23 protein-coding genes are annotated in these 25,308 nt (G+C 69.6%); 14 read left to right on the top strand and 9 right to left on the bottom strand.

Translation table 11 applies throughout. From position 1 onward, the window contains the following. Positions 1-1,347 precede the first annotated feature (1,347 nt). The 6 genes from Q2100_RS07925 (at position 1,348) to Q2100_RS07900 (ending at position 6,769) form a co-directional block, all read left to right on the top strand. Positions 1,348-1,800: a MaoC family dehydratase gene (locus Q2100_RS07925; protein ID WP_302913566.1), complete on the top strand. Its 453-nt coding sequence runs from the start codon at positions 1,348-1,350 to the stop codon at positions 1,798-1,800. A 90-nt stretch (positions 1,801-1,890) separates the two neighbouring features. Then, positions 1,891-2,718, top strand: a complete 828-nt coding sequence (locus tag Q2100_RS07920; protein ID WP_302913565.1) for an SDR family NAD(P)-dependent oxidoreductase — start codon at positions 1,891-1,893, stop codon at positions 2,716-2,718. After that, positions 2,715-3,809 (top strand): phosphotransferase family protein, encoded by a 1,095-nt coding sequence (locus Q2100_RS07915; protein WP_302913564.1) that lies wholly within the window; start codon positions 2,715-2,717, stop codon positions 3,807-3,809. Before Q2100_RS07920 ends, Q2100_RS07915 begins: the two co-directional genes overlap by 4 nt. A gap of 49 nt (positions 3,810-3,858) precedes the next feature. Next, positions 3,859-5,208 carry a flavin-containing monooxygenase gene (locus tag Q2100_RS07910; RefSeq protein WP_302913563.1) on the top strand — a complete coding sequence of 450 codons (1,350 nt, stop codon included), beginning with the start codon at positions 3,859-3,861 and terminating at the stop codon, positions 5,206-5,208. Further along, entirely contained in the window at positions 5,205-5,843 is a 639-nt protein-coding gene (locus Q2100_RS07905; RefSeq protein WP_302913562.1) for a TetR/AcrR family transcriptional regulator, read from the top strand. The genes Q2100_RS07910 and Q2100_RS07905 overlap by 4 nt, the downstream gene beginning before the upstream one ends. After that, positions 5,840-6,769: an alpha/beta hydrolase gene (locus tag Q2100_RS07900; RefSeq protein WP_302913561.1), complete on the top strand. Its 930-nt coding sequence runs from the start codon at positions 5,840-5,842 to the stop codon at positions 6,767-6,769. Before Q2100_RS07905 ends, Q2100_RS07900 begins: the two co-directional genes overlap by 4 nt. Here the strand turns inward: Q2100_RS07900 and Q2100_RS07895 are convergent. After that, a complete protein-coding gene (locus Q2100_RS07895; protein WP_302913560.1) occupies positions 6,756-7,574 on the bottom strand; it encodes a mycofactocin-coupled SDR family oxidoreductase in 819 nt (272 codons plus the stop codon). The two genes, Q2100_RS07900 and Q2100_RS07895, sit on opposite strands and share 14 nt — an antisense overlap. A gap of 43 nt (positions 7,575-7,617) precedes the next feature. Then, the gene (locus tag Q2100_RS07890) at positions 7,618-8,793 is read right to left on the bottom strand and encodes an acyl-CoA dehydrogenase family protein (RefSeq protein ID WP_302913559.1); all 1,176 of its coding nucleotides are present in this window, start codon (positions 8,791-8,793) and stop codon (positions 7,618-7,620) included. A gap of 96 nt (positions 8,794-8,889) precedes the next feature. On the opposite strand from Q2100_RS07890, the gene fabG reads away from it, so the two are divergent. The 5 genes from fabG (at position 8,890) to Q2100_RS07865 (ending at position 13,973) form a co-directional block, all read left to right on the top strand. Then, positions 8,890-9,630: a 3-oxoacyl-ACP reductase FabG gene (fabG, locus tag Q2100_RS07885; protein WP_302913558.1), complete on the top strand. Its 741-nt coding sequence runs from the start codon at positions 8,890-8,892 to the stop codon at positions 9,628-9,630. Further along, a complete protein-coding gene (locus Q2100_RS07880; protein ID WP_302913557.1) occupies positions 9,630-10,844 on the top strand; it encodes an acetyl-CoA C-acetyltransferase in 1,215 nt (404 codons plus the stop codon). Before fabG ends, Q2100_RS07880 begins: the two co-directional genes overlap by 1 nt. Further along, the gene (locus tag Q2100_RS07875) at positions 10,841-12,034 is read left to right on the top strand and encodes an acyl-CoA dehydrogenase family protein (protein ID WP_302913556.1); all 1,194 of its coding nucleotides are present in this window, start codon (positions 10,841-10,843) and stop codon (positions 12,032-12,034) included. The genes Q2100_RS07880 and Q2100_RS07875 overlap by 4 nt, the downstream gene beginning before the upstream one ends. Before the next feature lie 3 nt (positions 12,035-12,037). Then, on the top strand, positions 12,038-12,706 hold the full coding sequence (locus Q2100_RS07870; RefSeq protein WP_302913555.1) for a GntR family transcriptional regulator: 669 nt from the start codon (positions 12,038-12,040) through the stop codon (positions 12,704-12,706). Positions 12,707-12,788: 82 nt separating this feature from the next. Beyond that, positions 12,789-13,973, top strand: a complete 1,185-nt coding sequence (locus Q2100_RS07865) for a CaiB/BaiF CoA transferase family protein (protein WP_302913554.1) — start codon at positions 12,789-12,791, stop codon at positions 13,971-13,973. A gap of 12 nt (positions 13,974-13,985) precedes the next feature. On the opposite strand, the gene Q2100_RS07860 is transcribed toward Q2100_RS07865, so the two are convergent. From Q2100_RS07860 to Q2100_RS07830, 7 genes are read right to left on the bottom strand one after another with little or no spacing between them, the layout of a single operon-like run. Next, positions 13,986-15,113 (bottom strand): NDMA-dependent alcohol dehydrogenase, encoded by a 1,128-nt coding sequence (locus Q2100_RS07860; protein WP_302913553.1) that lies wholly within the window; start codon positions 15,111-15,113, stop codon positions 13,986-13,988. Beyond that, positions 15,110-16,672 (bottom strand): class I adenylate-forming enzyme family protein, encoded by a 1,563-nt coding sequence (locus Q2100_RS07855; RefSeq protein WP_302913552.1) that lies wholly within the window; start codon positions 16,670-16,672, stop codon positions 15,110-15,112. Before Q2100_RS07855 ends, Q2100_RS07860 begins: the two co-directional genes overlap by 4 nt. Next, positions 16,669-18,234 (bottom strand): class I adenylate-forming enzyme family protein, encoded by a 1,566-nt coding sequence (locus tag Q2100_RS07850; protein ID WP_302913551.1) that lies wholly within the window; start codon positions 18,232-18,234, stop codon positions 16,669-16,671. Before Q2100_RS07850 ends, Q2100_RS07855 begins: the two co-directional genes overlap by 4 nt. After that, positions 18,224-19,723: a class I adenylate-forming enzyme family protein gene (locus tag Q2100_RS07845; protein ID WP_302913550.1), complete on the bottom strand. Its 1,500-nt coding sequence runs from the start codon at positions 19,721-19,723 to the stop codon at positions 18,224-18,226. Before Q2100_RS07845 ends, Q2100_RS07850 begins: the two co-directional genes overlap by 11 nt. Then, the gene (locus Q2100_RS07840; RefSeq protein WP_302913549.1) at positions 19,724-20,518 is read right to left on the bottom strand and encodes an enoyl-CoA hydratase/isomerase family protein; all 795 of its coding nucleotides are present in this window, start codon (positions 20,516-20,518) and stop codon (positions 19,724-19,726) included. Then, positions 20,515-21,327: an enoyl-CoA hydratase/isomerase family protein gene (locus Q2100_RS07835; protein WP_264012255.1), complete on the bottom strand. Its 813-nt coding sequence runs from the start codon at positions 21,325-21,327 to the stop codon at positions 20,515-20,517. The genes Q2100_RS07840 and Q2100_RS07835 overlap by 4 nt, the downstream gene beginning before the upstream one ends. Positions 21,328-21,350: 23 nt before the next feature. Next, positions 21,351-22,166 (bottom strand): enoyl-CoA hydratase-related protein, encoded by an 816-nt coding sequence (locus tag Q2100_RS07830; RefSeq protein ID WP_302913548.1) that lies wholly within the window; start codon positions 22,164-22,166, stop codon positions 21,351-21,353. Between the two features lie 117 nt (positions 22,167-22,283). Between Q2100_RS07830 and Q2100_RS07825 the strand changes: the two genes are divergently transcribed. The 3 genes from Q2100_RS07825 (at position 22,284) to Q2100_RS07815 (ending at position 25,264) form a co-directional block, all read left to right on the top strand. Beyond that, positions 22,284-23,120 (top strand): FadR/GntR family transcriptional regulator, encoded by an 837-nt coding sequence (locus tag Q2100_RS07825; RefSeq protein WP_264012075.1) that lies wholly within the window; start codon positions 22,284-22,286, stop codon positions 23,118-23,120. After that, positions 23,117-24,010 (top strand): enoyl-CoA hydratase/isomerase family protein, encoded by an 894-nt coding sequence (locus Q2100_RS07820; RefSeq protein ID WP_302913547.1) that lies wholly within the window; start codon positions 23,117-23,119, stop codon positions 24,008-24,010. Before Q2100_RS07825 ends, Q2100_RS07820 begins: the two co-directional genes overlap by 4 nt. A 78-nt stretch (positions 24,011-24,088) precedes the next feature. After that, positions 24,089-25,264: a thiolase family protein gene (locus Q2100_RS07815; protein WP_302913546.1), complete on the top strand. Its 1,176-nt coding sequence runs from the start codon at positions 24,089-24,091 to the stop codon at positions 25,262-25,264. Positions 25,265-25,308: the final 44 nt, after the last annotated feature.

Genomic DNA, 25,308 nt, shown 5'->3' with positions numbered 1-25,308 from the left:
GTCGAAGCGGCTGATTCTGGCGCGCATCACGCGGGGTTACGAATACGCGTTGATGAGTATCCCGCTCACGGCGACTTCAATTCCAGCTAGCGAGAGAGACTTGTCCAGCATTGCGCTTAATGGTTACGACTGTGCATCGGAGTTCGCACCCGGCCCGCGAAAGATGGCAATCTCGGCTAATCATTGTCACCGCTGGTCGTATTGCGTCATCGTCGTGCGCTGGCGAACTTTGCAATAGTTTCGGCGGACCGAAAGGCCGTCGTGAGAGGCCGCATCGCAATTTTTCGTGTTTGCCGCAGAGGTGAGCCGGGAAGTCGATTTCCTCGCCATTGGACAGTGGCGTAGAGCGTCCCCGCGCGTCCGGCGGGATTCGTCGGGAACGGTGGCCGGCCGCATTCCGTCACCCCCGATGGCGTCCCCGGCCGCAGGTCGGACGCTGGGCGCCCAGGTGAGCGGTACCACGGGATGACCCGGCTCGCGCGTCTCGCCGGCCGCTGGACCGGCCGGACGGCCGGCGTCGCGGTGTTTGCCTGCCGGTCGTCGATCGTTGAACGTTCACGCGGTTCACAGAAAACGGGGCCGATCGCGTCGCTGCAGGGAAGTTCCCGGCCGCCGCGCCGGTTTCGCCGGTGTGGTCCGGCGTCGAACGATGCGGTGCGGCCGCGGAGCCGGTCGCACCGGCCATGTCTTCCGGCGCACGCGCCGATACACGCGCCGCTCGCCGTGGTGGTCGGCCGGTGCGGTGACGGCTGCCGCCTTCCGGCGGTCGACCATTCATGATCAGAAACGCCGGCGTGCAGAAAACGGGGCCGGCCCGGTACGTTGACAGGCTTCGTGTTTTGCCGTCGCAGCGACGGCAATATCGTTCGCCACTGTGGTGAAAGCGCAGATCACGTGCCCGGTGGGGGCACCAATCGCAGTGTCGTTGCTCACACCGGACCAATAACTGTTACGGCCGTCCAATTGTCTGCTGCGTCAAACCACACATCGGGTCGCTGCGGGGCGGAATTGACAATTGACGCAATGAAAAAAATGGCGCGGCCGTAAATCGTCGATCGATGTTCGAAAACGACAAGCGGTCGATCCGTCGGGCAGTGAGCCGGCTGACGCCGCGACTGTTCGGGTACGAAGCTGGCAGACGCGGCAGCACACGACTCGAGGGGCGGGCGGGGCAGACGTCGGCCGGCGGCTCACGGGCCTTCTGGCCCGTTCGTGACCGCGAACGGTGAACGTGCCGTGGTGCACGGTACTGCGGATCCGCCGTGCCGGGTGGATCCACGCGGCCCTCGAGCGGTTATCTTGTGGTCGAGTGCCGCCGCCGCGAGGACGGCGTCGAGAGGAGAAGTCATGAAGGTGTTCGCCGGTCTCGACGAGCTCGTCGCCGCGGAGGGCGTTCAGCTCGGTCCGACCGAATGGCTGGAGGTCAGCCAGGAGCGCGTCAACCTGTTCGCCGACGCGACCGACGACCATCAGTGGATCCACATCGACCCGGCGCGTGCGGCGGAGGGTCCGTTCGGCGGCACCATCGCGCACGGTCTGCTGACCCTCTCGCTGCTTCCGCACTTCACCCATCAGCTCTACCGCGTCGAGAACGTGGCGATGGCCATCAACTACGGCTACAACAAGGTTCGGTTCATCACGCCCGTGCCGGTCGGTGCGAAACTGCGGGCGCGCGCCGAGATCGCCGAGGTCAAGCAGCTCGACGGCGCCGTGCAGGCGACCATGACCGTGACCGTGGAGGTCGACGGGTCGGACAAGCCGGCCGCGGTCGCGGAGTCGATCGTCCGCTTCATCGGCTGACCCCAACGGGGCCTGCCCCGCGTCCCTACCGTATTGCTTACAGTCGACGTATCGTCACGGCAGTTCGCAGGTGGCTGGACTGGAGGCAGGGTGTCCGACTTCTCAGGCAGGCAGGCCATCGTCACCGGTGCCGGATCGGGTATCGGGGCGGCGCTGTGCCGCGCACTCGTGGCGGCGGGAGCCGAGGTGCTGTGCACCGACATCGACGAGGTCGCCGCGGCGGGCACGGCCGCCGGACTGGGCGCTGCGGCGCGATCGGCGCGTCTCGACGTCACCGACGCCGCCGCCGTGCAAGCCGCGGTCGACGGCGTCGTCGCACGTGCCGGCCGGCTCGACCTGATGTTCAACAACGCGGGCATCACGTGGGCCGGCGACACGGAGCTGCTGACCCTGGAGCACTGGAACGCGATCATCGACGTCAACATCCGGGGAGTCGTGCACGGCGTCGCGGCGGCCTACCCGCAGATGATCCGCCAGGGCGGCGGCCACATCGTCAACACCGCGTCGATGGCCGGACTGGCTGCAGCCGGCCAGATCACGAGCTACGTGATGACCAAGCACGCGGTGGTCGGGCTGTCTCTGGCGCTGCGCAGCGAGGCGGCCGCGCACGGGGTGGGGGTGCTCGCCGTGTGCCCGACGGCAGTCGAGACGCCCATCCTGGACAAGGGCGCGGTGGGCCCCTTCGACGGCCGCGAATTCTATCGACGGGGCCAGGGCAGCAAGCACTTCCACGACCCCGACAAACTGGCACGCGATACCCTGCGCGCCGTGCGGCGCAACCGCGCGCTGCTGGTCACGCCCCGCCAGGCGTACGCGGGCTGGATGTTCGCCCGGTTCGCACCGGGGCTCATGCAGCGGATGGCGATCCGCTTCGTCGCTCGTCAGCGCGCCGCGGCGGCACCGGAGACCGCGACGTGAGCCCGCCGACCCCGCGTCCGCCCGAGATCACCGGCGCCTGGCTGGGGGCGGTGCTCAGCGCAGGCGGTCGCCACGTCGGTGTGGACGCCGTCGAGGTGACGCCGATCGGATCCGTTGACAGCGGAGCGTTCCGGCTGACACCGACGTATGCGGCTGCGCAGCCGGACCTGCCTGGCAGTTTCATCCTCGAGACATCCGGGGACTTCGCACACCGCAGCGAGTGCGCGTTCTACGCATCGGTCCGCGGTCGGGTGGAGGTGCCGGCGCCCGAGTGCATGCTCTGTGAGATCGACGCCGACACTGGTGAATCCGTGTTGCTGCTGGCCGATCCAGCGCCCGTGGTCCTGGTTGACCCGCTTGACGGCTGCGACGAGGAGCGCGCACGGGTGGCCGCCTCGGCAATCGCCGGGCTGCACGCGCCGACCTGGTGTGCGCCCGAATGGTTGCGCTTTCCCGGCCTCACCGCACCGCTGCCGGACAGTGCCGCGGCCAGGGCGCTCGGCGACGCCGCCCGCGCGGGAGGGGAGCAGATCGTCGAGCGGTTCGGCGGGCGGCTCACCGTCGAGGACACCGCGACCCTTGCCGAGGCCATGGCGGCGGTCAGCTCGTGGGTGTCTGTCGCACAGGGCCGATACAGCCTGCTGCACGGCGACTTCCGCCTCGAGCATCTGCTGTTCGCCCCCGACGGTGTGGCGGTCCGGGTGACCGGCTGGCAGACACTCACGGTCGGACTACCGGCCCGAGATGTCGCCTGCCTGGCCGGAACCGGCCTGGAGCCCGAGCTCAGGTCGACGGCAGACCATGATCTCGTGACGGCCTACCACTCCGCACTGGTCGAGCGCGGCGTGACCGGATACGACCTCGAAACCTGCTGGCACGACTACCGGTACGCCATGTTGCAGGCCGTGCTGAGCTGCGTGTCGGCGCTCACCGTGGCGACATCCGGCGGGCATGCGGCGGACCCGTTGCTCGCGATGCTGCACCGCGCCTGCGTGGCCGTCCGCGACCTGCGGACGCTCGAACTCGTCGCCGAGGTCGACTCCGCGGCGCGGGCGGCCGCGCAGTATCTGACACACGTCAACGTTCATTGACGTGTGTCAGAAGCGCTGTTAGTGTCCTGGCTCACAGCAGGAGGTGGGCATGGGCACGCAGCATCCGCGGGTCGCAGTCATCGGTGCGGGCATCAGTGGCCTCACGGCAGGCAAGATGCTCAACGACTACGGGGTGCCGTACACCACGTTCGAGAGCTCGGACCGCATCGGCGGCAACTGGGCGTTCGGCAATCCCAACGGCCACAGCAGCGCCTACCGTTCGCTGCACATCGACACGTCCAGACAACGCCTGTCGTTCAAGGACTTCCCGATGCCGGAACACTTCCCGACCTTTCCGCACCATTCGGATGTGAAGGAGTATCTGGACGCCTACGCCGACACCTTCGGACTGCTCGACCACATCGAGTTCGGCAACGGCGTGGTCCGCGCGGATCGCCTCGACGGGGGCGGCTGGGAGATCCTCGACCAGGGTGGGGAGCGGCGCCGGTTCGACCTGCTGGTGGTCGCCAACGGCCACCACTGGGACCCCCGGTTCCCGGAATTCCCGGGCACCTTCACCGGTCAGTCGATCCACTCGCACCATTACGTCGACCCGACGGCACCGCTCGTGCTCACCGGGAAGCGGATCCTCGTGGTCGGTCTGGGCAACAGCGCCGCCGACATCACCGTCGAACTGTCGTCCAAGGCGCTGCAGAACCGGGTCACCCTCTCCACACGGTCGAGCGCGTGGATCGTCCCGAAGTACATCGCGGGCCGGCCCGGGGACACCATGTGGCGCACCACCCCGTACCTCCCGCTTTCGTGGCAGCGCAAGGCACTGCAGATGGTGGCGCCGGCGATGGGCACCGACCCGACCCGGTACGGCCTGCCGCCGGCGAATCACAAACTGTTCGAGGCGCATCCGACGCAATCGGTCGAGCTGCCGCTGCGACTCGGATCGGGCGACGTCATCCCCAAGCCGAATGTCGCAAGGCTGGACGGCGCGGCGGTGCACTTCGAGGACGGCACGAGCGACGAGTTCGACGTGATCGTCTACGCCACCGGCTACAACATCACGTTCCCGTTCTTCGATCCGGACTTCATCAGCGCACCCGACAACACCATTCGGCTCTACAAGCGGATGTTCATGCCCGGCATCGCCGATCTGGTGTTCATCGGATTCGCCCAGGCCGTCCCGACGCTCTTCCCGTTCGTCGAGTGCCAGTCCCGCCTGCTGGCCGCCTACGCGATCGGGCGCTATGCGCTGCCGCCGGCCGGGGAGATGGACCGGGTGATCGACGCCGACCAGCAGCGTTACGTCGGGCACTGCACGGATCGGCCACGGCACACGCAGCAGGTCGACTACTTCTACTACGAGCACGACATCCGGACCCGCGAGCTTCCCGCGGGCGCCAGGAGAGCCGCCGCCACATCGCCACTGGTGCAGGCGGCGTCGTGAGATCGGCGACCGACCGCCGACCGCCGAACCGCAGCGATGTGCGCCGCGAGGCGATCCTGTCCGCACTCGACCAGTGGTTGCGCGAGACCAGCCTCGACGACGTCAACATCGCCCACATCGCGCAGCAGGCCGGAGTGACGCGCTCGGCGTTCTACTTCTACTTCGAGAACAAGGCCGCCGCGGTCGCGGCGCTGATGGAGCGGATCGTCGACGAGACCTTCGTCGTCAACGATGCGTTCACCGCGACGCCTCAGCCGCCCCCGGCCCGCGTGCGGGCGATGCTCGACGGACTCTTCGACACCTGGGAGCGCCATCGGCACCTGTTCCAGGCGATGCTCGAAGCGCGGGGGTCCAGCGCGTCGGTGCGCGAGATCTGGGACCGCGCGCGTGAGGCTTTCGTCGACTCGATCGCGGCGATGATCCGTGCCGACCGCGCTGCGGGCATCGCACCCGAGGGCGCCGATGCGGAGGTGCTGGCGACGGTGCTGCTGGAATTCAACGACCGGCTGCTGGAACGGCTGACCCTGGGCGGGACGCTGACCCCGCAGCAGCTGCTGGACGGCGCCGCCGCGGTCTGGCTTGGCACGATCTACGGAATCAACACGACGCTGGACCGATCGCAGGAGCTGGCATGACCCGCAACGAGATCTCCTTCGAATCGGACGGCGTCACGTGCAGCGCCTGGCATTTCCCGGCGCGGACTGCGGACTTCGACTCACCGGGCGGGCGTCCTGTGGTGGTGATGGCGCACGGGTTCGGCGGTACCAAGGATTCGGGACTGGCGCCGTTCGCCGAGCAGTTCAGCGCCGCAGGCCTCGATGTTCTGGCGTTCGACTACCGCGGCTTCGGCTCCTCGGAAGGTGAACCGCGCCAGAGCGTCTCCGTCGCCCGGCAGCTGGCGGACTACCGCGCCGCTTTGGCGGCCGCGCAGCGCCTACCCGGCGTGGACCGTCGTCGCGTCGTGCTGTGGGGCTCGTCGTTCTCGGGCAGTCACGTGCTGCGAGTGGCCGCCGAGTGCCCGGAGGTCGCGGCGGTGATCGCCATGACCCCGTTGACCAGTGGGCTGGCGGCGAGCCGTGCGGCGGTGGCGCACCGAGACCTCCTCGCCGCGTTGCGGTGGACCCTGGTGGGTGTGAAGAGCCGGGTGCAGGTGGCGCGGGGGCGGCGTCCGTCTCTGATGCCGTTGGCGGCGCCGCCGGGCGAGTCGGGTGCACTCGCCCTCGACGGTGCCTACGAGAGTTACCGCCGCATCGCCGGACCGACGTGGCGCAACGAGATCGACGCCGGAATCGGCTTCGAGCTGGCCAAGATCCGGACCACGAAGGCCGCCAAGCAGATTCGCGCCCACGTCCTGGTGCAGATCGCCGACTTCGACCGGTTCGTGCCTGCTGACTCGGTCGCCCGCACCGCCGTGCAGGCCCGCGCGCAGGTGCACCACTACCCGTGCGACCACTTCGACGTGTGGCCGGGGCACGACTGGTTCATGACCGCCGCCGGACACCAGGTCGCCTTCCTTCGGCGCGCGCTCGCGCAGCAGGCCCCGCCGGTCAGAACTGGGTAGAGCCGCAGTCGACGGCGATCGCGGCGGCGGTCACGAAGCGTGACTCGTCGCTGGCCAGCCAGGCCACCGCGTCGGCGATGTCCTCGGGCTGGGCGATGTCGGGGATGAACGGGGTGACCATGTTCATCAGACCCGGGTTCGTCGCGTCGGCGCGAACCAGCCCTTCCACCATGTCGCCGGTGCCCATCGGTGTGTTGACCGCTCCGGGATGCACACTGTTGACCCGGATCCGGTGCTTGCCCAGTTCGGCGGCGAACGCCCGCGCCATGCCAGTGACGGCGTGCTTGCTGGCCGTGTAGTGCACCATGAACGGCTGCATCTTCAACCCTGCGGCCGAACTGATCAGGATCACCGACCCGCCGCGGCCACCGTCGATGAGGTGCTGTGCGGCTGCCATCACCGTGTTCCAGGTGCCGGTGATGTTGACGTCGGTCACGTCGCGGAAGTCCTCGGGCGTGATGGTGTTCCACGCCTGCGGTGCGGTGATCCCGGCGTTGGCGATGACGACGTCGAGCCGGCCCAGCTCGGCGACCCCCGCGTCGACCGCCTCGCGGAGTCCGTCGTGGTCGCGGGTGTCGACCACCGAGGACAGGATCCGGCGTCCGGTCGCCTCCACCAGCTCGACGGTCTCGGCGAGGTCCTCCGGAGTGGCGGAATCGTAGGGGACGCACGACGGCAACTTGCCCGCGACGTCCACCGCGATGATGTCGGCGCCCTCGGAGGCCAGCCGGACGGCGTGGGCCCGCCCCTGTCCGCGCGCGGCCCCGGTCACGAACGCCACTCTGCCACTGAGTCTCTCGCTCAAATCCGTACTCCTATGTCGTCTCGGTCATGTGTGTCGAGGTGGCTCAGCTTCGGCGCTGTGCCGCCCGTACCAGCCCGCCGCCGATGATCAACCGCTGGATCTCGCTGGTGCCTTCGTAGAGGCGCAGCAGCCGGACATCGCGGTAGATCCGCTCGACGGGCACGTCGCGCATGTAGCCGCTGCCGCCGTGGACCTGCACCGCCAGGTCGGCGACCTTGCCGACCATCTCGGTGCAGAACAGTTTCGCGGTGGACGGGGCGATCCGGCGGTCCTCACCGGTCACCCACATCCTGGCCGCGTCGCGCACCAGCGCACGGCCGGCCATCACGCCCGCCTGCATGTCGGCGAGCATCGCCTGGACGAGCTGGAAGCTTCCGATCGGCGTACCGCCCTGGGTGGCGCTGGCGGCGTAGGCGACCGACTCGTCGAGCGCACGCTGGGCCGCCCCGACCGACAGCGCGGCGATGTGGATCCGTCCGCGGGCGAGTGACGTCATCGCGGCGCGATAGCCGATGTCCTCGGCGCCGCCGATCAGCGCCGAGGCTTCGACCCGGACGTCGTCGAAGTTGACGTCCGCGGTCCAGGCGCCCTCCTGGCCCATCTTCGCGTCCTTGGCGCCGACCGTGACGCCGTCGGCGTCGGCGGGAACCAGGAACACCGCGATGCCGGGCCCGTCGGAATCCGCCGGCCGGGTCCGCGCGAAGGTGACGAAGAGGTCGGCCGTCGGGGCGTTGGTGATGTACTGCTTGCTCCCGGTGATCACCCAGTCCGCGTCGTTTTGCGAACCGTCGCGAACCGCCTTCGTGCGCAGCCCCGCCGGGTTCGAACCGGCGCCGGGTTCGGTGAGCGCGAACGACGCGACCACGGCGCCGGACGCGATGTCCTCGAGCCAGCGGGTCTTCTGTTCATCGGTGCCGAAGCCCACGAGCACCTGTCCGGCGATGCCGTTGTTGGTGCCGAACATCGACCGCAGCGCCAGCGAGGTGTAGCCGAACTCCATCGCCAGTTCCACGTCCTGGGCGAGGTCGAGGCCGAGGCCGCCCCACTCCTGGGGGATCGCGTAGCCGAACAGTCCCATTTTCTTGGCCTGCTCACGCAGGTCGTCGGGGACGCGGTCGGCGGCCAGGATCTCCTGCTCGCGCGGCACCACGGCGGTGCGCACGAAGTGCCGGGTCTGGTCGAGGATCTCGCGGAAATCTTCGTCGCCGACTTCACTCATGGAGATTCTCCTTCCGCGGGCCAGGGTTCTCGTGCATCGTATATGAAATATGATCACCCGAACCGGGCGGTCCGGGGTCGAGGAGAGGGGTAGGCAGTGTCGTTGCTCAGTGGTCAGACGGCGGTCGTCACCGGCGGTGCGCAGGGTCTCGGCCTGGCCATCGCCGAGCGGTTCGTCGCCGAAGGGGCACGCGTCGTACTCGGCGACCTGAACCTGGAGGCCACGCAGGCCGCCGCCGAGCGGCTGGGAGGGGACGACACGGCGGTCGCAGTGCAGTGCGACGTGACCTCGGGCGCCGACGTCGACGCACTGGTCGCCGCGGCGACCGAGCGGTTCGGCCGGTTCGACATCATGGTGAACAACGCCGGCATCACCCGCGACGCGACCCTGCGCAAGATGACCGAGGACCAGTTCGACCAGGTGATCGCCGTCCACCTGAAGGGCACCTGGAACGGCCTGCGGGCAGCCGCCGCGGTGATGCGCGAGAACAAGCGCGGCGCCATCGTCAACATGTCGTCGATCTCGGGCAAGGTCGGCATGGTCGGGCAGACCAACTACTCGGCGGCCAAAGCGGGCATCGTCGGGATGACCAAGGCCGCCTCCAAGGAGCTCGCCCATCTCGGGGTGCGGGTCAACGCGATCCAGCCGGGACTGATCCGGTCGGCGATGACCGAGGCGATGCCGCAACGCATCTGGGATTCCAAGGTGGCCGAGGTCCCGATGGGCCGGGCCGGCGAGCCCGAGGAGGTCGCCAAGGTGGCCCTCTTCCTTGCCTCCGACCTGTCCTCGTACATGACGGGCACGGTCCTCGAGGTCACCGGGGGACGGCATCTGTGATGCGTGAGGCGGTCATCTGCGAACCCGTGCGCACGCCGATCGGGCGCTATCACGGATCGCTGACGTCGCTCACCGCGGTCGACCTCGGCGTCGCCGCACTTCAGGGACTGCTCGAGCGGACCGGTCTGGCTCCCGACACGGTCGAGGACGTGATCGTGGGGCACTGCTATCCGAGTATGGAGGCGCCGGCGATCGGGCGGGTGATCGCGCTGGACGCGGGACTGCCGGTGTCGGTGCCCGGTATGCAGATCGACCGCCGCTGCGGATCCGGTTTGCAGGCGGTGATCCAGGCGTGCATGCAGGTGGCGGGCGGCCACAACGAACTCGTCGTCGCCGGTGGCGCCGAGTCCATGAGCAACGTGGTGTTCCACTCCACCGACATGCGATGGGGTGGCGCCCGCGGCGGCATCACCGTCCACGATGCGCTCGCGCGCGGCAGGACGACCGCAGGCGGCAGGAACCATCCCGTGCCCGGCGGCATGCTGGAGACCGCCGAGAACCTGCGCCGCCGGTACTCGATACCGCGCGAGGAGCAGGACGAACTGGCCGTGTTGTCCCACCGGCGCGCCGTCGGGGCGCAGACCGACGGGCTGCTGGCCGAGACGATCGTCCCGGTGACGGTGTCGACACGCAGCGGGACGGAGGTGGTCGACACCGACGAGCACCCCCGCGCCGACACCTCGATGGAGTCGCTGTCGAAACTCAAGCCCGTGCTCGGCAGGACCGACCCGGAAGCCACTGTGACGGCCGGGAATTCGAGCGGGCAGAACGACGCCGCGGCGATGTGCCTGGTGACCACGGCGGAGCGGGCGGCCGACCTCGGGCTCACGCCGCTGGTCCGGATGGTGTCCTGGGCCGTCGCCGGCGTGCCGCCCGAGGAGATGGGCATCGGCCCGGTTCCCGCCACCGAGGCCGCACTGGCCAGGGCCGGACTCGGCCTCGCCGACATGGATCTCATCGAACTGAACGAGGCGTTCGCTGCGCAGGCGCTGGCCTGCACCCGCGAGTGGGGATTCTCATCCGCCGATCTGGAGCGCACCAACGTGCACGGCTCGGGGATCTCGCTCGGCCACCCGGTGGGAGCGACCGGGGGACGGATGCTGGCGACACTGGCGCGCGAACTGCACCGCCGGGGCGGGCGCTACGGCCTGGAGACCATGTGTATCGGCGGCGGCCAGGGGCTGGCGGCCGTGTTCGAGAGGGTGGGCGCATGACCAGACTCGCGCAGACGCTGGGGCTCAGCGAGTTCCAGACCGAGATCCTCGCCACCGTGCGGCAATTCGTGGACAAAGAGGTGATCCCGACCGCACAGGAACTCGAACACGCCGACACCTACCCGCAGGCGATCGTCGACGCCATGCGGGAGATGGGTCTGTTCGGGCTGATGATCCCGGAGGAGTACGGCGGCCTGGGCGAGTCGCTGCTCACCTACGCGTTGTGCGTGGAGGAGTTGGCGCGCGGGTGGATGAGCGTGTCGGGGGTGATCAACACCCACTTCATCGTCGCCTACATGATTCGTCAGCACGGCACCGACGAGCAGAAGCGCCACTTCCTGCCGCGGATGGCCACCGGCGAGACCCGCGGCGCGTTCTCGATGTCCGAGCCCGAACTCGGCTCCGACGTCGCAGCCATCCGCACCCGTGCCCGGCACAACGGCGACGGCGGATACACGATCGACGGGCAGAAGATGTGGCTCACCAACGGCGGGAGTTCGACCCTGGTGGCCGCCCTGGTGCGCACCGACGAGGGCGCGGACAAGCCGCACCGCAACCTGACCGCCTTCCTGGTCGAGAAGCCGGCCGGCTTCGGCGAGGTCGCACCGGGGCTGCTGATCCCCGGCAAGCTCGACAAGCTCGGGTACAAGGGAATCGACACCACCGAGATGATCTTCGACGGCTACCAGGCTGCCGCGGACACCGTGCTGGGGGAGGCACCCGGGCAGGGGTTCTTCCAGATGATGGACGGCGTCGAGGTCGGCCGGGTGAACGTGTCGGCCAGGGCGTGCGGTGTGGGTGTGCGGGCCTTCGAGCTGGCCGTCCGATACGCACAGCAGCGCCAGACGTTCGGCAAGCCGATCGCCGAGCACCAGGCGATCGCCTTCCAGCTCGCCGAGATGGCCACCAAGGTGGAGGCCGCGCATCTGATGATGGTCAACGCCGCCCGGCTCAAGGACTCCGGCGAGCGCAACGACGTCGCGGCGGGGATGGCGAAGTACTTCGCCAGCGAGGTGTGCTCGGAGGTCACCCAGCAGAGTTTCCGGATCCACGGCGGCTACGGCTATTCCAAGGAGTACGAGATCGAGCGGCTGATGCGCGATGCGCCGTTCCTGCTCATCGGCGAGGGCACGAGCGAGATCCAGAAGAACATCATCAGCAAGCGCCTGCTGGCCGATTACCGGGTCTGACCGATGACCGTCCCGGATTTCGCTGCGCGGCCTCAACTCTCGGAGGACGTCGCCCGGCTGGTGCGCAGGCGGATCTTCGATGGCAGTTACCCGGCGGGGGAGTACATCCGGCTCGACCAACTCGCCGTCGAACTCGGCATCAGTGTCACGCCGGTCCGCGAGGCACTGTTCGCGCTGCGCGCCGAGGGCCTGCTCGACCAGCAGCCGCGCCGGGGCTTCGTGGTGCTTCCGGTCACAAGCCGCGACATCGCCGACGTGGCGAACCTGCAGGCCCACGTCGGAGGTGAACTCGCCGCGCGGGCGGCCGCCGCCGTCACCGACGAACAGGTCCGCGAGCTGGCCGCCATCCAGGAGGCGCTGGAGGCCGCCTACGCCCGCGACGACGACGAGGCCGCGACGCGGCTGAACCACGATTTCCACCGGGCCATCAATGTCGCCGCTGACTCGCCGAAGCTGGCGCAGCTGATGTCGCTGATCACCAGATACGCACCGGAGTCGGTGTTCCCGACGATCGCCGGTTGGCCCGCCCAGTCCACCGACCACCACCGCAGGCTGCTGGCCGCGCTGGCGGCGCACGACGAACCGATGGCGCGCGAGGTGATGTCGGAACATCTCGCGGCAGGCGCGGAGCCGCTGATCGCTCACCTGCTCACCCGCGGAGTGGTCCGGTGATCCCGCGAGCAGACGCAAAGTCGCACAACGCGGGGCTGTTCCGTGCGAATTCGTGTCTGCTCGCGGTCAAGGGGGGCGCGTGATGGGTGTCCTCGACGGTGTGCGGGTGCTCGACTTCGGCCGGTTCATCGCCGCGCCGTGGTGCAGCGCACTGCTGGCCGACATGGGCGCCGACGTCATCCGTATCGAGAAACGCGAAGGCGGTGAGGACCGTTGGGTGCAGGCGGTCACCGAGAGCGGTGAGGGTGGCACCTTCCTGCAGTGCAACCGCAACAAACGCTCGCTGACGCTGGACACCACCACCGACGCCGGCGCGCAGATCACCCGCACGCTGGTGGCGGACGCCGACATCGTGGTCGCGAACATGCCCGCGGCGGGCATGCGGGCCAACGGGCTGGACTACGAGACGCTGCGCGCCGTCCGGCCCGACATCATCCTGGCCAGCGCCACCGCCTACGGCGAGGGCGGTCCCTACAGCGACCGCATCGGTTTCGACGGCGCCGGACAGGTGATGTCGGGCGCGGTGTTCCGGCAGGGACTGCCCGATATGCCCATCCGGACCGTCGTGCCCTACGCCGACTTCGGCACGGCGCTGACCCTGACCATCGGTGTGATGATGGCGCTGTATCACCGCGAGCGCACGGGGCAGGGCCAGCACGTGGAGGGTGCGCTGCTGCCGACCGCCATGATGCTGTCCAATGCATTTCTGATCGAGCGTGAACTGCTCGGCACCGACAAACCCCGGATGGGGAACCAGGGTGCGTCGGTGGCGCCGTGCGACCTGTACCGCACCGCCGACGACGGCTGGGTGCTGCTGCAGGTGGCCGGGCAGCCGATGTTCAAGCGGTGGTGCCGGCTGATGGGCCGGGAGGACCTGTTCGACGATCCGCGGTTCGCCGACGACGACAAGCGGTGGAGACACGGCGACGTCCTCAACGACCTGATGTCGGCGTGGTGCGCGGACAAGACCAAGGCCGAGGTGCTCGCGCTGCTGGAATCCGCGAAACTGCCTGCGGCGCCGCTGCATTCGACTCAGGACGTGCTCGACGACCCGCACGTTCGGGCGATGGGTTATCTGCAGCGCATCCCGTTTCCCGGCGCGGCGCGCGACGTGCCGATCCTCGACACGCCGTTCCGGATGTCCGCGACGCCCGGCACGATCCGTAGGCGGGCGCCGCTGCTGGGCGAGCACACCGACGAGATCCTCGGCGAGATCGGCTACGGCGCTGCGGATATCGCCGACCTGCGGCGTCGAGAGATCGTGTGACGGCTCTGCGCGTCACCAGTCCGCATCGGTGAACCGGATGACGCCGCGGATGTTGCGGCCCTCGAGCATGTCGCGGTAGCCCTCGTTGATCTGTTCGAGCGCGTACTCGCGGGTGACCATCCCGTCGAGGTCCAGGCGGCCCGCGCGGTAGAGGGCGAGCACCTCCGGGATGTCGTGCTGCGGGTTGGCCCCGCCGAAGATGCTGCCGCGCAAACTCTTCTGCAGCAGGGTGAGGAGTGCGACGTTCATCGTGACGCCGTTCGCCAGGACATCTCCCATCGCGGTGACCACGCAGGTGCCTGCCTTCGCCGTGAGCGCGAGCCACGAGTCGACGTCTGCGCCCTCGGCGCGTCCGACGGTGACGATCACCTTGCGGCACATCACCCCTTCGGTCGCCTCGGCGATGCCGGCGGCCGCGGACACCAGGTCCGGATAGGTGTGCGTGGCGCCGAAGCGCCGCGCCTGGTCCCGCTTCCACTCCACCGGGTCCACCGCGAAGATCCTGCGCGCACCCGACAGGGCCGTGGCCTGCAGCGCCGCCGTTCCCACACCACCGACACCGACGATCGCCACGTCCTCACCCGGCCGCACCTCGGCGGTGTGGACCGCCGAGCCGTAGCCCGTCGTCACGCCGCAGCCGACCAGGCAGGCCACCTCGAACGGGATCGCGGGGTCGATCGGAACCACCGAGCTCCGGTGCACCACGACGTAGGGCGCGAAGGTGCCGAGCAGCGACATCGCGGTCACGTCCGTACCGCCCGCCTGGATGCGGAAGGTGCCGTCGGACACCGAGGCCCCCGACAGCAGGCCGGCCCCGAGATCGCACAGGTTGCGCAGTCCGCTCCGGCACGGCGGACACGTGCCGCACGACGGGATGAACGACATCACCACGTGGTCGCCTACCTCGAGATCGTGCACCCCCGGTCCGATTTCGATGACCACGCCGGCGCCCTCGTGCCCGCCGAGGATCGGAAAGCCCGCCGCCGGGATGTCGCCGGTGACGAGGTGGTGATCGGAGTGGCACAGACCAGCGGTCTCCAACCGGACCTTCACCTCACCCGCACGGGGGTCGCCGATGTCGATCTCCTCGACCGACCAGGGCCGGTGGAAGTCCCACAGCAGTGCGCCCTTGGTTCTCATGTGTCCGCCTCACTTTCCAGGAGCGTTCGTAGTCCGCGCACGTCGACCTTGCCCGAGGCCAGCCGCGGGACCGCGTCGTCGGAGTCCAGCAACACCCACACCGTCGGCACCTTGAACGCACTCAACGACTTCCGGACCGCCGCAGTGAGTCGCCCGACGGTCATCGTTGCGGGGTCGCACACCACGGCGGCCCCGACGCGGTCGTCGAGCACGTTGGTGACCACCGCGAGCTGCACGCCGTCGACGGCGCGCAGGGCCCGTTCGACCTCTGCGGGGTAGACGGTGGCGCCGCTGACCTTGAACATGTCGTCGACGCGACCGTGGTAGAAGAGGAAGCCGGCGTCGTCGAGGTGGCCGAGATCACCGGTGGAATACCAGCCGTCGGGGGTGAACAGCTCCTCGCGGCTGCGCCGGCACATGCCCCGCATGATGTGCGGCCCGCGGATCTGGATCACGCCCGTTGTCCCGTCCGGGACCGCCGCACCGGTCGACGGGTCGGCGATGCGCACCGTCATCCCGTCGAACGGGCGTCCGCAGCTGCCCCACTGCGGCCGGGGCATGTCGGTGTCGGCCGGATATCCGCTGTAGGGGCCGAAGGATTCGGTCATGCCGAACAGCCGCGCGCGGGCACCCGGCTCGGCGCGAAGCTCCGGCGCCAGCAGCGCCTCAAGGCTGCCCGGCCGCAGCGCCGAGAGGTCCGCCTGTCCCACCGCAGACGCCCGCGCCAGTGCCTCCGCCTGCTCGGGCCAACCGCGAAAGAGTGTGACGCGCTCGCGCTCCAACAGCGCCATCGTCGTTTCGGGGCGGGGGATCTGCTCGGTCACCAGGGTGGCGCCGGCGACCAGCGCCGAGATGACGCCGCTGCCGAATCCGCCCACCCAGAAGAACGGCATCGGCAGGTAGAGCCGGGTGTCGGCGCCGATGCACCTGGCGGTCAGCCCGGAGCGCGCGGCGGCAAGCGCGTTGCCGTGCGAGTGGATCACCGCCTTCGGCGCGCCGCTGCTGCCGGAGGTGAACAGGATCGCCAGCGGGTCGCTCGGCTCGACGGCACCGGCCATCGCCGCCACCATGCTCTGCGCGCGCCCCGTTGCGTCGCCGACCGCGTCGTGGAGCCGGTCGATGATCCAGATCCTGCGCAGCGCGGGCAGTTCCGGTGATCGCAGAGGCCCGCCGACGTCGTCCGGCAGGCCGGCCGCCGCGCGTAGCCCGTCCAGGTAGCGATGGCCGCGGAACTCTTCGACCGTGAGGAGGAGCCGAACGGCTGCGGTGCGCAGCTGGGCGAGGAGTTCAGGAGCGCTCAGCAGCGTGCTCAACGGTACGAGGACAGCTCCCACCCGGGTGAGTGCCGTCGCGACGACGACCCACCGGACACTGTTGGGCATGATCAGCCCGACCCGGGTGCCCTTGGTGACACCGGCGAGAATCAGCTCCGCCGCGAGTTCAGCTGTCTCAAAATCGAGTTCGGCGTAGGTGAGGCGGGTGGTCGGGTCGATCACCGCGGGCCTTGCGGGGTGGTCGGCTGCGTGGCCGCGCAGCACGCGGTCGATCGTCCGTGTCATCGGAAGAACTCCGCAAGGCCGCCGACGTCGACCTTGCCGCTCGGCAGCAGCGGCACCTCACCGCGGTGCAGCACCACGACCCGGCGCGGGATCTTGTAGCTGGAGAGTTCGGCGCTCAGGCGGCGCGCGAGGCCGGCCTCGTCGACCTCGACACCTGGGTCGGGGGTGAGCACGGCGGCGACGAGCTGGCCGCGGTCGGCGTCGGGGATGCCGATCACGTGCGCGGGCACACCGGTGACCCTGGCGATGGCCCGCTCGACCTCGGCGGGAGCGACGTTGGCACCCGCGGTCTTGATCATCGACCCGAGCCGGCCGAGGTAGTAGACGAATCCGTCGGCGTCGGTGCGCACCAGGTCGCCGGTGCGGAACCAGCCGTCGGGTTCGAAACTGTCCTCCCGGCTGCGGCGATGGTAGTGCTGCATCAGGTAGGGCCCGCGGATCCACAGCTCGCCGGGTTCGCCGGTCCCGACGGCAGCGGCGGTGCCGGGATCGACCACCTGGATGTCGAATCCGGGCGCCGGCCTGCCGAACGAACCGCGGCGGTGTTCCGGTTGGTCGGTGTCGTCGTCGCTGAGAAGCACCACGCCGCCGGCCTCGGTCATCCCGAGCATGTTGTGGCGCAGTTCGGGGTCGGCGGGCCGCACCTCGGGTGCCATGATCGGGTAGAGGTTGCCCCGGCGCAGCGCCGACAGATTGCGGCCGGCGAAGCTCGGATGCCGCGCCAGGTGGGCGACTCCGGCGGCGAAACCGTTGGTCAGCGTGGGCGATTCGCGTTCGAGGAGGTCGAGGGTGACGCCGGGGTCCTCGGCGTTGGAGCACACCAGGGTGGCGCCTGCGGCCATGGTGGCCAGCAGGGCGAAGGCGAAGCCGCCGATCCAGAAGAACGGCGAGTTGCAGAACAGCGTGTCGTCGGCGGTGTAGCGGCGGACCGCGTTGAGGTTGTGCTGGTGGCCGAGCAGCGCGGCATGGGTGTGCACGGCGCCCTTGGGGGCGCCGGTCGACCCCGAGGTGTACACGATCGCCAGCGGATCGCTTCCGTCGACGTCGTCCTCCATCGCCGCGAGCAGCGTGTCGTCCACCGCATCGACGGACATGTCCAGCGACTGCAGGCCGAAGACCACGTGCCGCAGGTTGGGCACCGCGGGGTCGAGCAGTTCCGTTGTCCGGCCTGCGGGTTCGCCGGTCGACACCGCGGCGAGCCGTTCGCGGTAGTCGTGTGACCGGTACGCCGTTGCGGACAGCAGGATCGAGACGTCACTGTGACGCAGTTGGTCACCGAGCTCGCGGGCCGTGACGAAGGTGGAGAACGGCACCACCGTCGCGCCGATGCGGGCGGCGGCCAGCGCGGCGACGACGAAGGAGGGACCGTTCGGATACAGCACGCCGACATGGGTGCCCTTGCCGGCGCCGAGCGCGATGAGGCCGCGGCTCAGTCGTGCCGACCGGTCAGCGGCCTCGGCGTAGGTCAGCCGGTCGTCGTCACAGACCAGCAGCGGGTGTGTCCCGCGCAGCCGTGCCTGTCGGCTCAGCAGCGCGGGAATCGTCTGCGGGTCAACGGGCATCGTCGTGCCCGGTGCTGGCGGAGGAGCCGAAGAAGCGGCGGACGGCGGCGAGGTCGGCCTTGCCCGACGGCGTGCGCGGGATCGAGTCCACCACCGCGATCTCGGTGGGAATCTCGTAACGCGCCAGCTTGTCCGACAGATACCGCGTGAGTGCGGCGGCGTCGGTGCTGCGCCGATCGCGCAGCTCGACCATCGCGACCGGGGTCTCGCCGAGCCGGTCGTCGGGCCTGCCGACCACGGTCGCGCCTGCGACGTCGGGATGGTTCTCCAGTGCGGTCCGCACGTCGTCGGGCATGACCTTGAAGCCGCCCCGGATGATCGCCTGATCGGCCCGTCCGAGTATCCACAGGAACCCGTCGGCGTCGATGCGGGCGAGGTCGGTGGTGCGGAGCCAGCCGGCTTCGGGACCGAGCTGTGCCGGCCTGACCTCGAGGACCCCGGGATCGCCGGGCGGCAGCGGGGTGCCGTCATCACCGACGACACGCAGCTGCGCACCCGGGTTCGCGCGGCCGACGCTGCCGCGCTTGGCGGCCCAGAATCGCCGGTGGTCGGCCAGGGTCCAGCCGGCCACGCCGCCACCGAATTCGGTGGCGGCGTAGGACGTCAGCACCGGGACACCGAATCGCGCGGCGAAGGCGTCGGCGTCGTCGGCCGACAGCGGCGCGGTGCCCGAGGTGACCACCTGCAGGCTGCTGAGGTCGTCGCGGTGCAGATCGGAGTGCAGCACCATGCGCAGCGCGGCGGGCACCAGCGAGGCGGCCCTGGGCCGGTGGCGCCGCACGGCGTCGGCCCAGCGGTCCAGGTCGAAGCGCTCGAGCAGCACGAACGGGCGGGCCTCGGCGATACACGACAACACCCGGAAGACGCCGCCGATGTGCACCAGAGGGGAGTTGACGATCGCGACGCCGCGGCGCGGTGCGGTGGGCGCATCCGCCGTGTCGAAGTCCGCGCCGATCACGCTGTGCGCCAGCATGTCGTAGCCGAGGTCGACGCGCTTCGGCGGGCCGGTGGTGCCGCTGGTGAGCATCCGCACCGCGACGCCCGGCCGGGTTTCGCAGGTGGCGCCTGCCCTCTCCGCCGCGGTGACCCTCGGCGCGGTGTCCATGCCGGTCAGCTCGACGAGCGTGGTGTGCGGCGAGGGCGCCACCAGTGCCGACAGGTCGGCGGGTTCGCCGATGACGACGGGCAGGGCGAGCGCGGCGATATCGGAGCGGGTGCGTTCGTCGCCGCGGGACGGGTTGATCACCACGACGGTCGCCTCGCACATGAGGACGCCGAGCAGCGCGGCGACGTGCGCGGGGCGGTTGCGCAACAGCACTCCGACCTGCGCGGGGCGCTGCGCGGTGTGCTGCGTGACGAGGGTTCCGATGTCGCGGGCGAGGTCGCGCAGGTGTCCCCGGGTGACCCACTGCCGGTCGAACTCCACGGCGCCGGACTCGGCCTGCAGGCCGAGCACGTCGTCGATCCGTCTGCTGAGCGGATGCGGCATCTAGCGCACTCGGGGCGGACGGGCGGGTACGGTGCCGCGGGCGGCCAGTTCGGCGGTGCCGAGCGGATTCCCGAGGCGGGTGTAGATCAGGCCCTGCTCCATCGCCGCCCGGTAGGGCCGGTCGAGTGATTCCCAGATTGCCTTCACGGTGCCCTGGGTCGCCGACGGCGGCTTGGCGGCGATGGTGGCGGCGATGTCGTGTGCGCGTGACCAGAGGTCGGCGGTGTCGACCACCTCGGTCACGAGTCCGATCCGCAGGGCGGTCTGCGCGCCAACCCGCTCGTCGTTGCCCATCAGCGCGATGCGTAGCGTCTCGCCGAGGCCCACCTTGCGCATCAGGCCGATCGGCTCGAGCGCGCACACCAGGCCGGCGGTGACGTGCGAGTCGAAGAACGTGGCCTCGGTCGAGCAGATCACCACGTCGGCCTCGTTGACGAAGTAGAACGCGCCTGCGGTGCACATCCCCTGCACCGCGCAGACCACCGGCTTCCACATCTTCTGCCACTTGGGGCTGAGCAGTTCGCCGGGATCCTCGTGGTTCCACACGTTGTCGGGTTGGCCGTAGGAGCTCTTGATGTCGAGGCCGGCGGAGAACGCACGCTCGCCTGCGGCGCGCAGCACGACCGCGTGCACCGAATCGTCGAGCTTGACCGTCCGCCAGGCACGCGCCATCTCCTCGCACATCGTGCGATCGAAGGCGTTGAGCCGCTCCGGCCGGTTCAGCGTGATGGTGGCGACGTGGTCGCCCGCATCGACGTCGAGCAGGATCGTCTCGAAGTCCGGCGACCCCGTCATCGGCACTGCCAATTCGGTTTCCGTTTCTCCGTGAACGCCTTCGGCCCCTCGGCGGCGTCCTCGGTGCGCACCACGCGTTCACGGAAGGTTTCGGCGAGGATCTCCGCCTCGTGCAGCGGCAGATCGAGCGTCTTGTGGATCGCCAGCCTGGTGCCGCGCACCGCCAGCGGCGCGTTGGAGTTCACGATGTCGGCGATCTCGTGGGCGCGTTCGAGTAGCCGGTCGTGCTCGACGACCTCGCTGATCATGCCGAGTTCGTAGGCCCGCTGGGCACTCATCCGCTCGTGCTTGCCCATCAGCGCGGTGCGCAGTGCGATGTTCCGCGGCAGCACCCGGGCCAGCCGCACCATCTCGCGCCCGGCCACCAGGCCGATGCTGACGTGGGGGTCGAAGAAGGTGGCCTGGTCGGAGGCGATCACGATGTCGCCGGTGGTGACCCAATCGAGCCCTGCGCCGCAACACAATCCGTTGATGGCGGCGAGCACCGGTTTGGCCATGGTGCGAAACGGCGGCGTGCCCTCCTGCGGCGCCTCCCACTGGTCGTAGGTGGACAGATAGGGCCGCTCGTAGATCACCCGGCCGTCCTCCGGGATCTCGGTGACGTCGGCGCCGGTGCAGAAGCCCCGTCCGGTGCCCGTGACGATGAGCAGCCACACCTCGTCGTCGTTCTCCGCCTCCTGGTATGCCGAGCGGAGTTCGGCGATCATGTGCGGGCTCAACGCGTTGAGGGCCTTGGGGCGGTCGAGGGTGATCGTCGCCGTGTGTCCGTCGACCTCGTATCTGATGTCGTCGTAGGACCTGCCGGACATGGGTGTCCCTTCCTGGGTGATGGTCATCGGCCGCGGAACTCCGGGTCACGGCGCTCCCGGAACGCCGCCAGGCCTTCCTTGAAGTCACCTGTGCGGCATGAGAGTTCGAGGTGGTGGAGCTCCCGGGTCATGGCTTCGGCGAGTCCGGTGGATCCGGCGGCGCCCAGTGCCTGCTTGGCCAGCCCGATCGCGACCGTCGGCCCCGCGGTGAGCCTCGCCAGGAGGTCCGCGGCGACGTCGTCCAGATCCGCGGGCGGAACGGCCTGGTGGATCATGCCCCACTGCGCCGCGTCGGCGCCGCCGACCTTCTCGCCGAGCAGCAGCATGCGCCTGGCCCTGGCCAGTCCGACCAGGCGGGGGAGCAGCCAGGTGGCACCGGAGTCGGGGGAGAACCCGCGGGTGACGAAGGGTTCCCAGAACGTGGCGTCCTCGGCGGCGACGGTGAAATCGGCCGCCAGCGCCAGATTGCATCCGAGGCCGACGGCCCATCCCCGCACGCCGCACACGACCGGCAGATGAATGCCGTGCAGGAGTTCGACCACCCGGTTCGCGGTGTGCGGGATCCGCCGGACCAGGTCGCCGGTGCGCGGCCGCGTCGAGGACTCGTTGGTCGCGACCCAGTCCGCGCCGGTGCAGAAGTCCGCGCCCGCGCCGGTGAGGTGTATCGCGCGCAGGGCGTCGTCGGTCGCCGCGCGGGTCAGGGTGTCGACCAGGGTGTCGACCATCGTGTGGCTGAGCGAATTCCGCCGGGACGTCCGCTCGATGGTGATGCGCAGGACGGCGCCGGAGTGTTCCACGCGGACCGTGCCCTCGGTAGGGGTGCCACCTTCTGGACTCACCGCGCCCCGCCTCTCCAAATTACGGTTAGCCCTACAGTAGCTAATACCGTTACTATCTTGTACAAGTTAGCAAGGAAAGCGCTTCGACGGAACCGACGACGGACGGGATGTGGGCAGGTGGTCGTGCCGCGCATACGCCAGCCGCGGGTGGCCGAGATCGTGGCGTCCCGGCTGCGCGACGACATCCTGTCCGGACGGCTGCGGGAGGGCGACGTGCTGCCGAGCCAGGAGCAACTCTTCGGCGAGTTCGGGGTGAGCCCACCCGCGCTGCGCGAGGCGATCCACATGCTGGAGGCCGACGGCCTGATCTCGGTGCGCCGGGGCAACGTCGGCGGCGCGGTGGTGCATCTGCCGTCTGCGGAGCGGACCGCGCACATGATCAGCATGGTGCTGCAGTCACGGGCCGCGACGCCCGCCGACGTCAGCGGCGCGCTCACGCATCTCGAGCCGATCTGTGCCGGGATGTGCGCCACCCGTGACGACCGGCTGACCGAGGTCGTGCCCTACCTGCAGGCCGAGATCGACAGGCAGAGTGCGCAGTTCGACGACGTGTCGCGCTACGTGCCCAACGCGCGGCGGTTTCACGAAGCCCTCGTCGCACGGTGCGGCAACGAGCCGATGATCCTGCTGATCGGTTCGCTCGAACTCATCTGGTCGGCGCACGAGTCGGCGGTGTGGAGCGACGACGGTGAAGGACCGGTGGCGCGGCGGACCATGCGCGCGGCGCTGCGCGATCACCAGCGGCTGCTCGACGCCATCGTCGAGGGCGATGCCGTGCGGGCGGAGCGCCTCGCAGGCAATCACCTGGCCGCCGCCCGGCGGAACACGCTGGAGTACGGCAGGGACAGGACCATCGAGGCGAGATTGATCGCCGACGAGCACTTCGGGCTCTACGCCGGCGGCGAGTATCGCCATCGACCGGCCACACACCGACGAGAGGAGTCCGGTCGATGACGACTTCGGATGCAGGAGACGACCGGGTGCTTTTCGAGGCCGACCCGGAGAAGCGGATCGCCACCATCACGCTGAACAATCCCGCGCAGCGGAACTCCTACGACGCGACGATGCGCGACGCGCTCGCCCGCTGCCTGGACCGGGTGGCCGAGGACGACGACCTCACGGTCGTACTGCTGCGCGGAGCGGAGGGAGTGTTCTCCACCGGCGCGGACATGAACAACGCCTACGGGTGGTACGGCGCGAGCTCACCGGCGGACGAGCGCTCCAAACGCAGGCCGAGTCAGCGCCGGCGGCTGACCGTCGACCGCAAATCGTTCGGCTTCTACCACAACCTGATGGGCTTCCCGAAGGTCACCGTCGGTGAGATCAGCGGGTACGCGCTCGGCGGCGGGTTCGAGATGGCGTTGATGACCGACATCTCGGTGATCGCCCGCGACGCCAGGATCGGGATGCCCGCCACCCGTTTCCTCGGACCGGCGCTGGGCAGCCTGCACATGTTCTTCCACCGCCTCGGCCCGGTGCTGGCCCGCCGGATGTTGCTGACCGGCGACATCATCGAGGCGGGTGCGATCGAGCACCTCGGCGTGTTCACCGAGACCTGCGCGACGACCGCCGTCACCGCGCGGGCACGGTACTGGGCGGAGAAGGCGGCCAAGATGCCCGCCGACGGCGTGGTCATCGCCAAGGAGGCGTTCCGGCTGGTCGAGCAGAGCCAGGCCTACCAGGGCGAGGAGGTGGCGAGCTACCTCTTCCACGCCTACGGCACGAACCTGCAGTTCGCACCCGGCGAATTCAACTTCGTCAAGACCCGTGCCGAGCACGGGACGAAGGAGGCGTTCCGGCTGCGTGACGAGCACTTCCACGTCCCGGAACCGGACACGGACTAGAACGGCCCCCGTTACACCTGATACCTTTTGTGTCAAGTATCGCCGCTGCGGCGGCCCGACACACCGAGGTTCGACACCATGGGCACACCCGTCATCGTCGGCGCGACCCGCACGGCCATCGGCCGATCGTTCAAGGGCACGCTGGTCAACACGCCGCCCGAAACCCTCATCACCACGGTGCTGCCCGAGGTGGTGCGGCGATCAGGCGTGGATCCGGCGGCGTTCGACGACATCATCTTCGCCGAATCACATTACGGCGGAGGCGATCTCGCCCGGTATGCCGCGACGGCCACCGGGATGGAGCAGGTGCCGGGCCAGTCGGTGAACCGGCACTGCGCGGGCAGCCTCACCGCGATCGGCAACGCATCGGCCCAGATCGGTTCCGGCATGGAGCGGGCGCTGGTCGCCGGCGGCGTGCAGTCGCTGTCGATGACACCGCTGACCAACTGGCGCATCCCCGGTCCCGAGCTGAAGTTCGAGGAGCGGTGGATGCCGCCGACGCACGTCGAGACCCCCGACGCGCCGGCCAAGGACATGTCGATCACGGTCGGCTGGAACACCGCACAGGCGGTCGGCATCACCCGCGAGGAGATGGATGCGTGGGCCGCGCGGTCCCACCAACGGGCCATCGCCGCGATGGACGCCGGGAAGTTCCTCGACGAGATCGTCTCGCTGAAGGTCACCCAGGCCGACGGCTCGTTCGTCGATTTCAGTGTCGACGAGCACCCGCGCCGTGACACCACCGTCGAGAAACTCGCCGGGCTCAAGGTGCTGCACCCGGAGATCGAGGGCTTCTCGATCACCGCGGGCAACAGCAGTGGCACCAACGACGCGGCCGCCGCGGTGGCCCTGGTCGACGCGGACTACGCCGCCGCGGAGAATCTCGCCGTGCTGGCGAGGGTGCGGGCGTGGGCCGCTGCGGGCGTCGCGCCGCGCGACACCGGCCTCGGCGCCGTGAAGGTGATCGGAAAGGTGTTGCAGCGGGCCGGATTGTCGCCGGGCGACGTGGCGCTGTGGGAGATCAACGAGGCGTTCGCGTCGGTGCCGATCGCGGCATGCCGCGAGTACGGACTGGACGAGGAGAGGGTGAACTTCTCCGGAAGCGGTTGCAGCCTCGGCCATCCCATCGCCGCGTCGGGCGCGCGCATGGTCACCACCCTCATCTACGAACTGCAGCGGCGCGGCGGCGGTATCGGCGTGGCGGCGATGTGCGCGGGCGGCGGTCAGGGCGGCGCGGTCGTCATCGAGGTCTGAGGCCGCGCCGGGCCGTCGCTCAGGCGCGCCGCGTCGGGGCCTTA

The sequence above is a fragment of the Mycolicibacterium arseniciresistens genome, assembly GCF_030519285.1.
Classification (GTDB): domain Bacteria; phylum Actinomycetota; class Actinomycetes; order Mycobacteriales; family Mycobacteriaceae; genus Mycobacterium; species Mycobacterium arseniciresistens.
This window is presented reverse-complemented; position numbering and strand designations above follow the sequence as displayed.

Bases quoted from the DNA above. Each gene is read 5' to 3' on its own strand.
- Q2100_RS07870 (WP_302913555.1), top strand. From the start codon at position 12,038: ATGACCGTCCCGGATTTCGCTGCGCGGCCTCAACTCTCGGAGGACGTC.
- Q2100_RS07840 (WP_302913549.1), bottom strand. From the start codon at position 20,518: ATGACGGGGTCGCCGGACTTCGAGACGATCCTGCTCGACGTCGATGCG.
- Q2100_RS07875 (WP_302913556.1), top strand. From the start codon at position 10,841: ATGACCAGACTCGCGCAGACGCTGGGGCTCAGCGAGTTCCAGACCGAG.
- Q2100_RS07845 (WP_302913550.1), bottom strand. From the start codon at position 19,723: ATGCCGCATCCGCTCAGCAGACGGATCGACGACGTGCTCGGCCTGCAG.
- Q2100_RS07860 (WP_302913553.1), bottom strand. From the start codon at position 15,113: ATGAGAACCAAGGGCGCACTGCTGTGGGACTTCCACCGGCCCTGGTCG.
- Q2100_RS07850 (WP_302913551.1), bottom strand. From the start codon at position 18,234: ATGCCCGTTGACCCGCAGACGATTCCCGCGCTGCTGAGCCGACAGGCA.
- Q2100_RS07835 (WP_264012255.1), bottom strand. From the start codon at position 21,327: ATGTCCGGCAGGTCCTACGACGACATCAGATACGAGGTCGACGGACAC.
- Q2100_RS07925 (WP_302913566.1), top strand. From the start codon at position 1,348: ATGAAGGTGTTCGCCGGTCTCGACGAGCTCGTCGCCGCGGAGGGCGTT.
- Q2100_RS07900 (WP_302913561.1), top strand. From the start codon at position 5,840: ATGACCCGCAACGAGATCTCCTTCGAATCGGACGGCGTCACGTGCAGC.
- Q2100_RS07880 (WP_302913557.1), top strand. From the start codon at position 9,630: ATGCGTGAGGCGGTCATCTGCGAACCCGTGCGCACGCCGATCGGGCGC.
- Q2100_RS07910 (WP_302913563.1), top strand. From the start codon at position 3,859: ATGGGCACGCAGCATCCGCGGGTCGCAGTCATCGGTGCGGGCATCAGT.
- Q2100_RS07865 (WP_302913554.1), top strand. From the start codon at position 12,789: ATGGGTGTCCTCGACGGTGTGCGGGTGCTCGACTTCGGCCGGTTCATC.
- Q2100_RS07890 (WP_302913559.1), bottom strand. From the start codon at position 8,793: ATGAGTGAAGTCGGCGACGAAGATTTCCGCGAGATCCTCGACCAGACC.
- Q2100_RS07820 (WP_302913547.1), top strand. From the start codon at position 23,117: ATGACGACTTCGGATGCAGGAGACGACCGGGTGCTTTTCGAGGCCGAC.
- Q2100_RS07815 (WP_302913546.1), top strand. From the start codon at position 24,089: ATGGGCACACCCGTCATCGTCGGCGCGACCCGCACGGCCATCGGCCGA.
- Q2100_RS07855 (WP_302913552.1), bottom strand. From the start codon at position 16,672: ATGACACGGACGATCGACCGCGTGCTGCGCGGCCACGCAGCCGACCAC.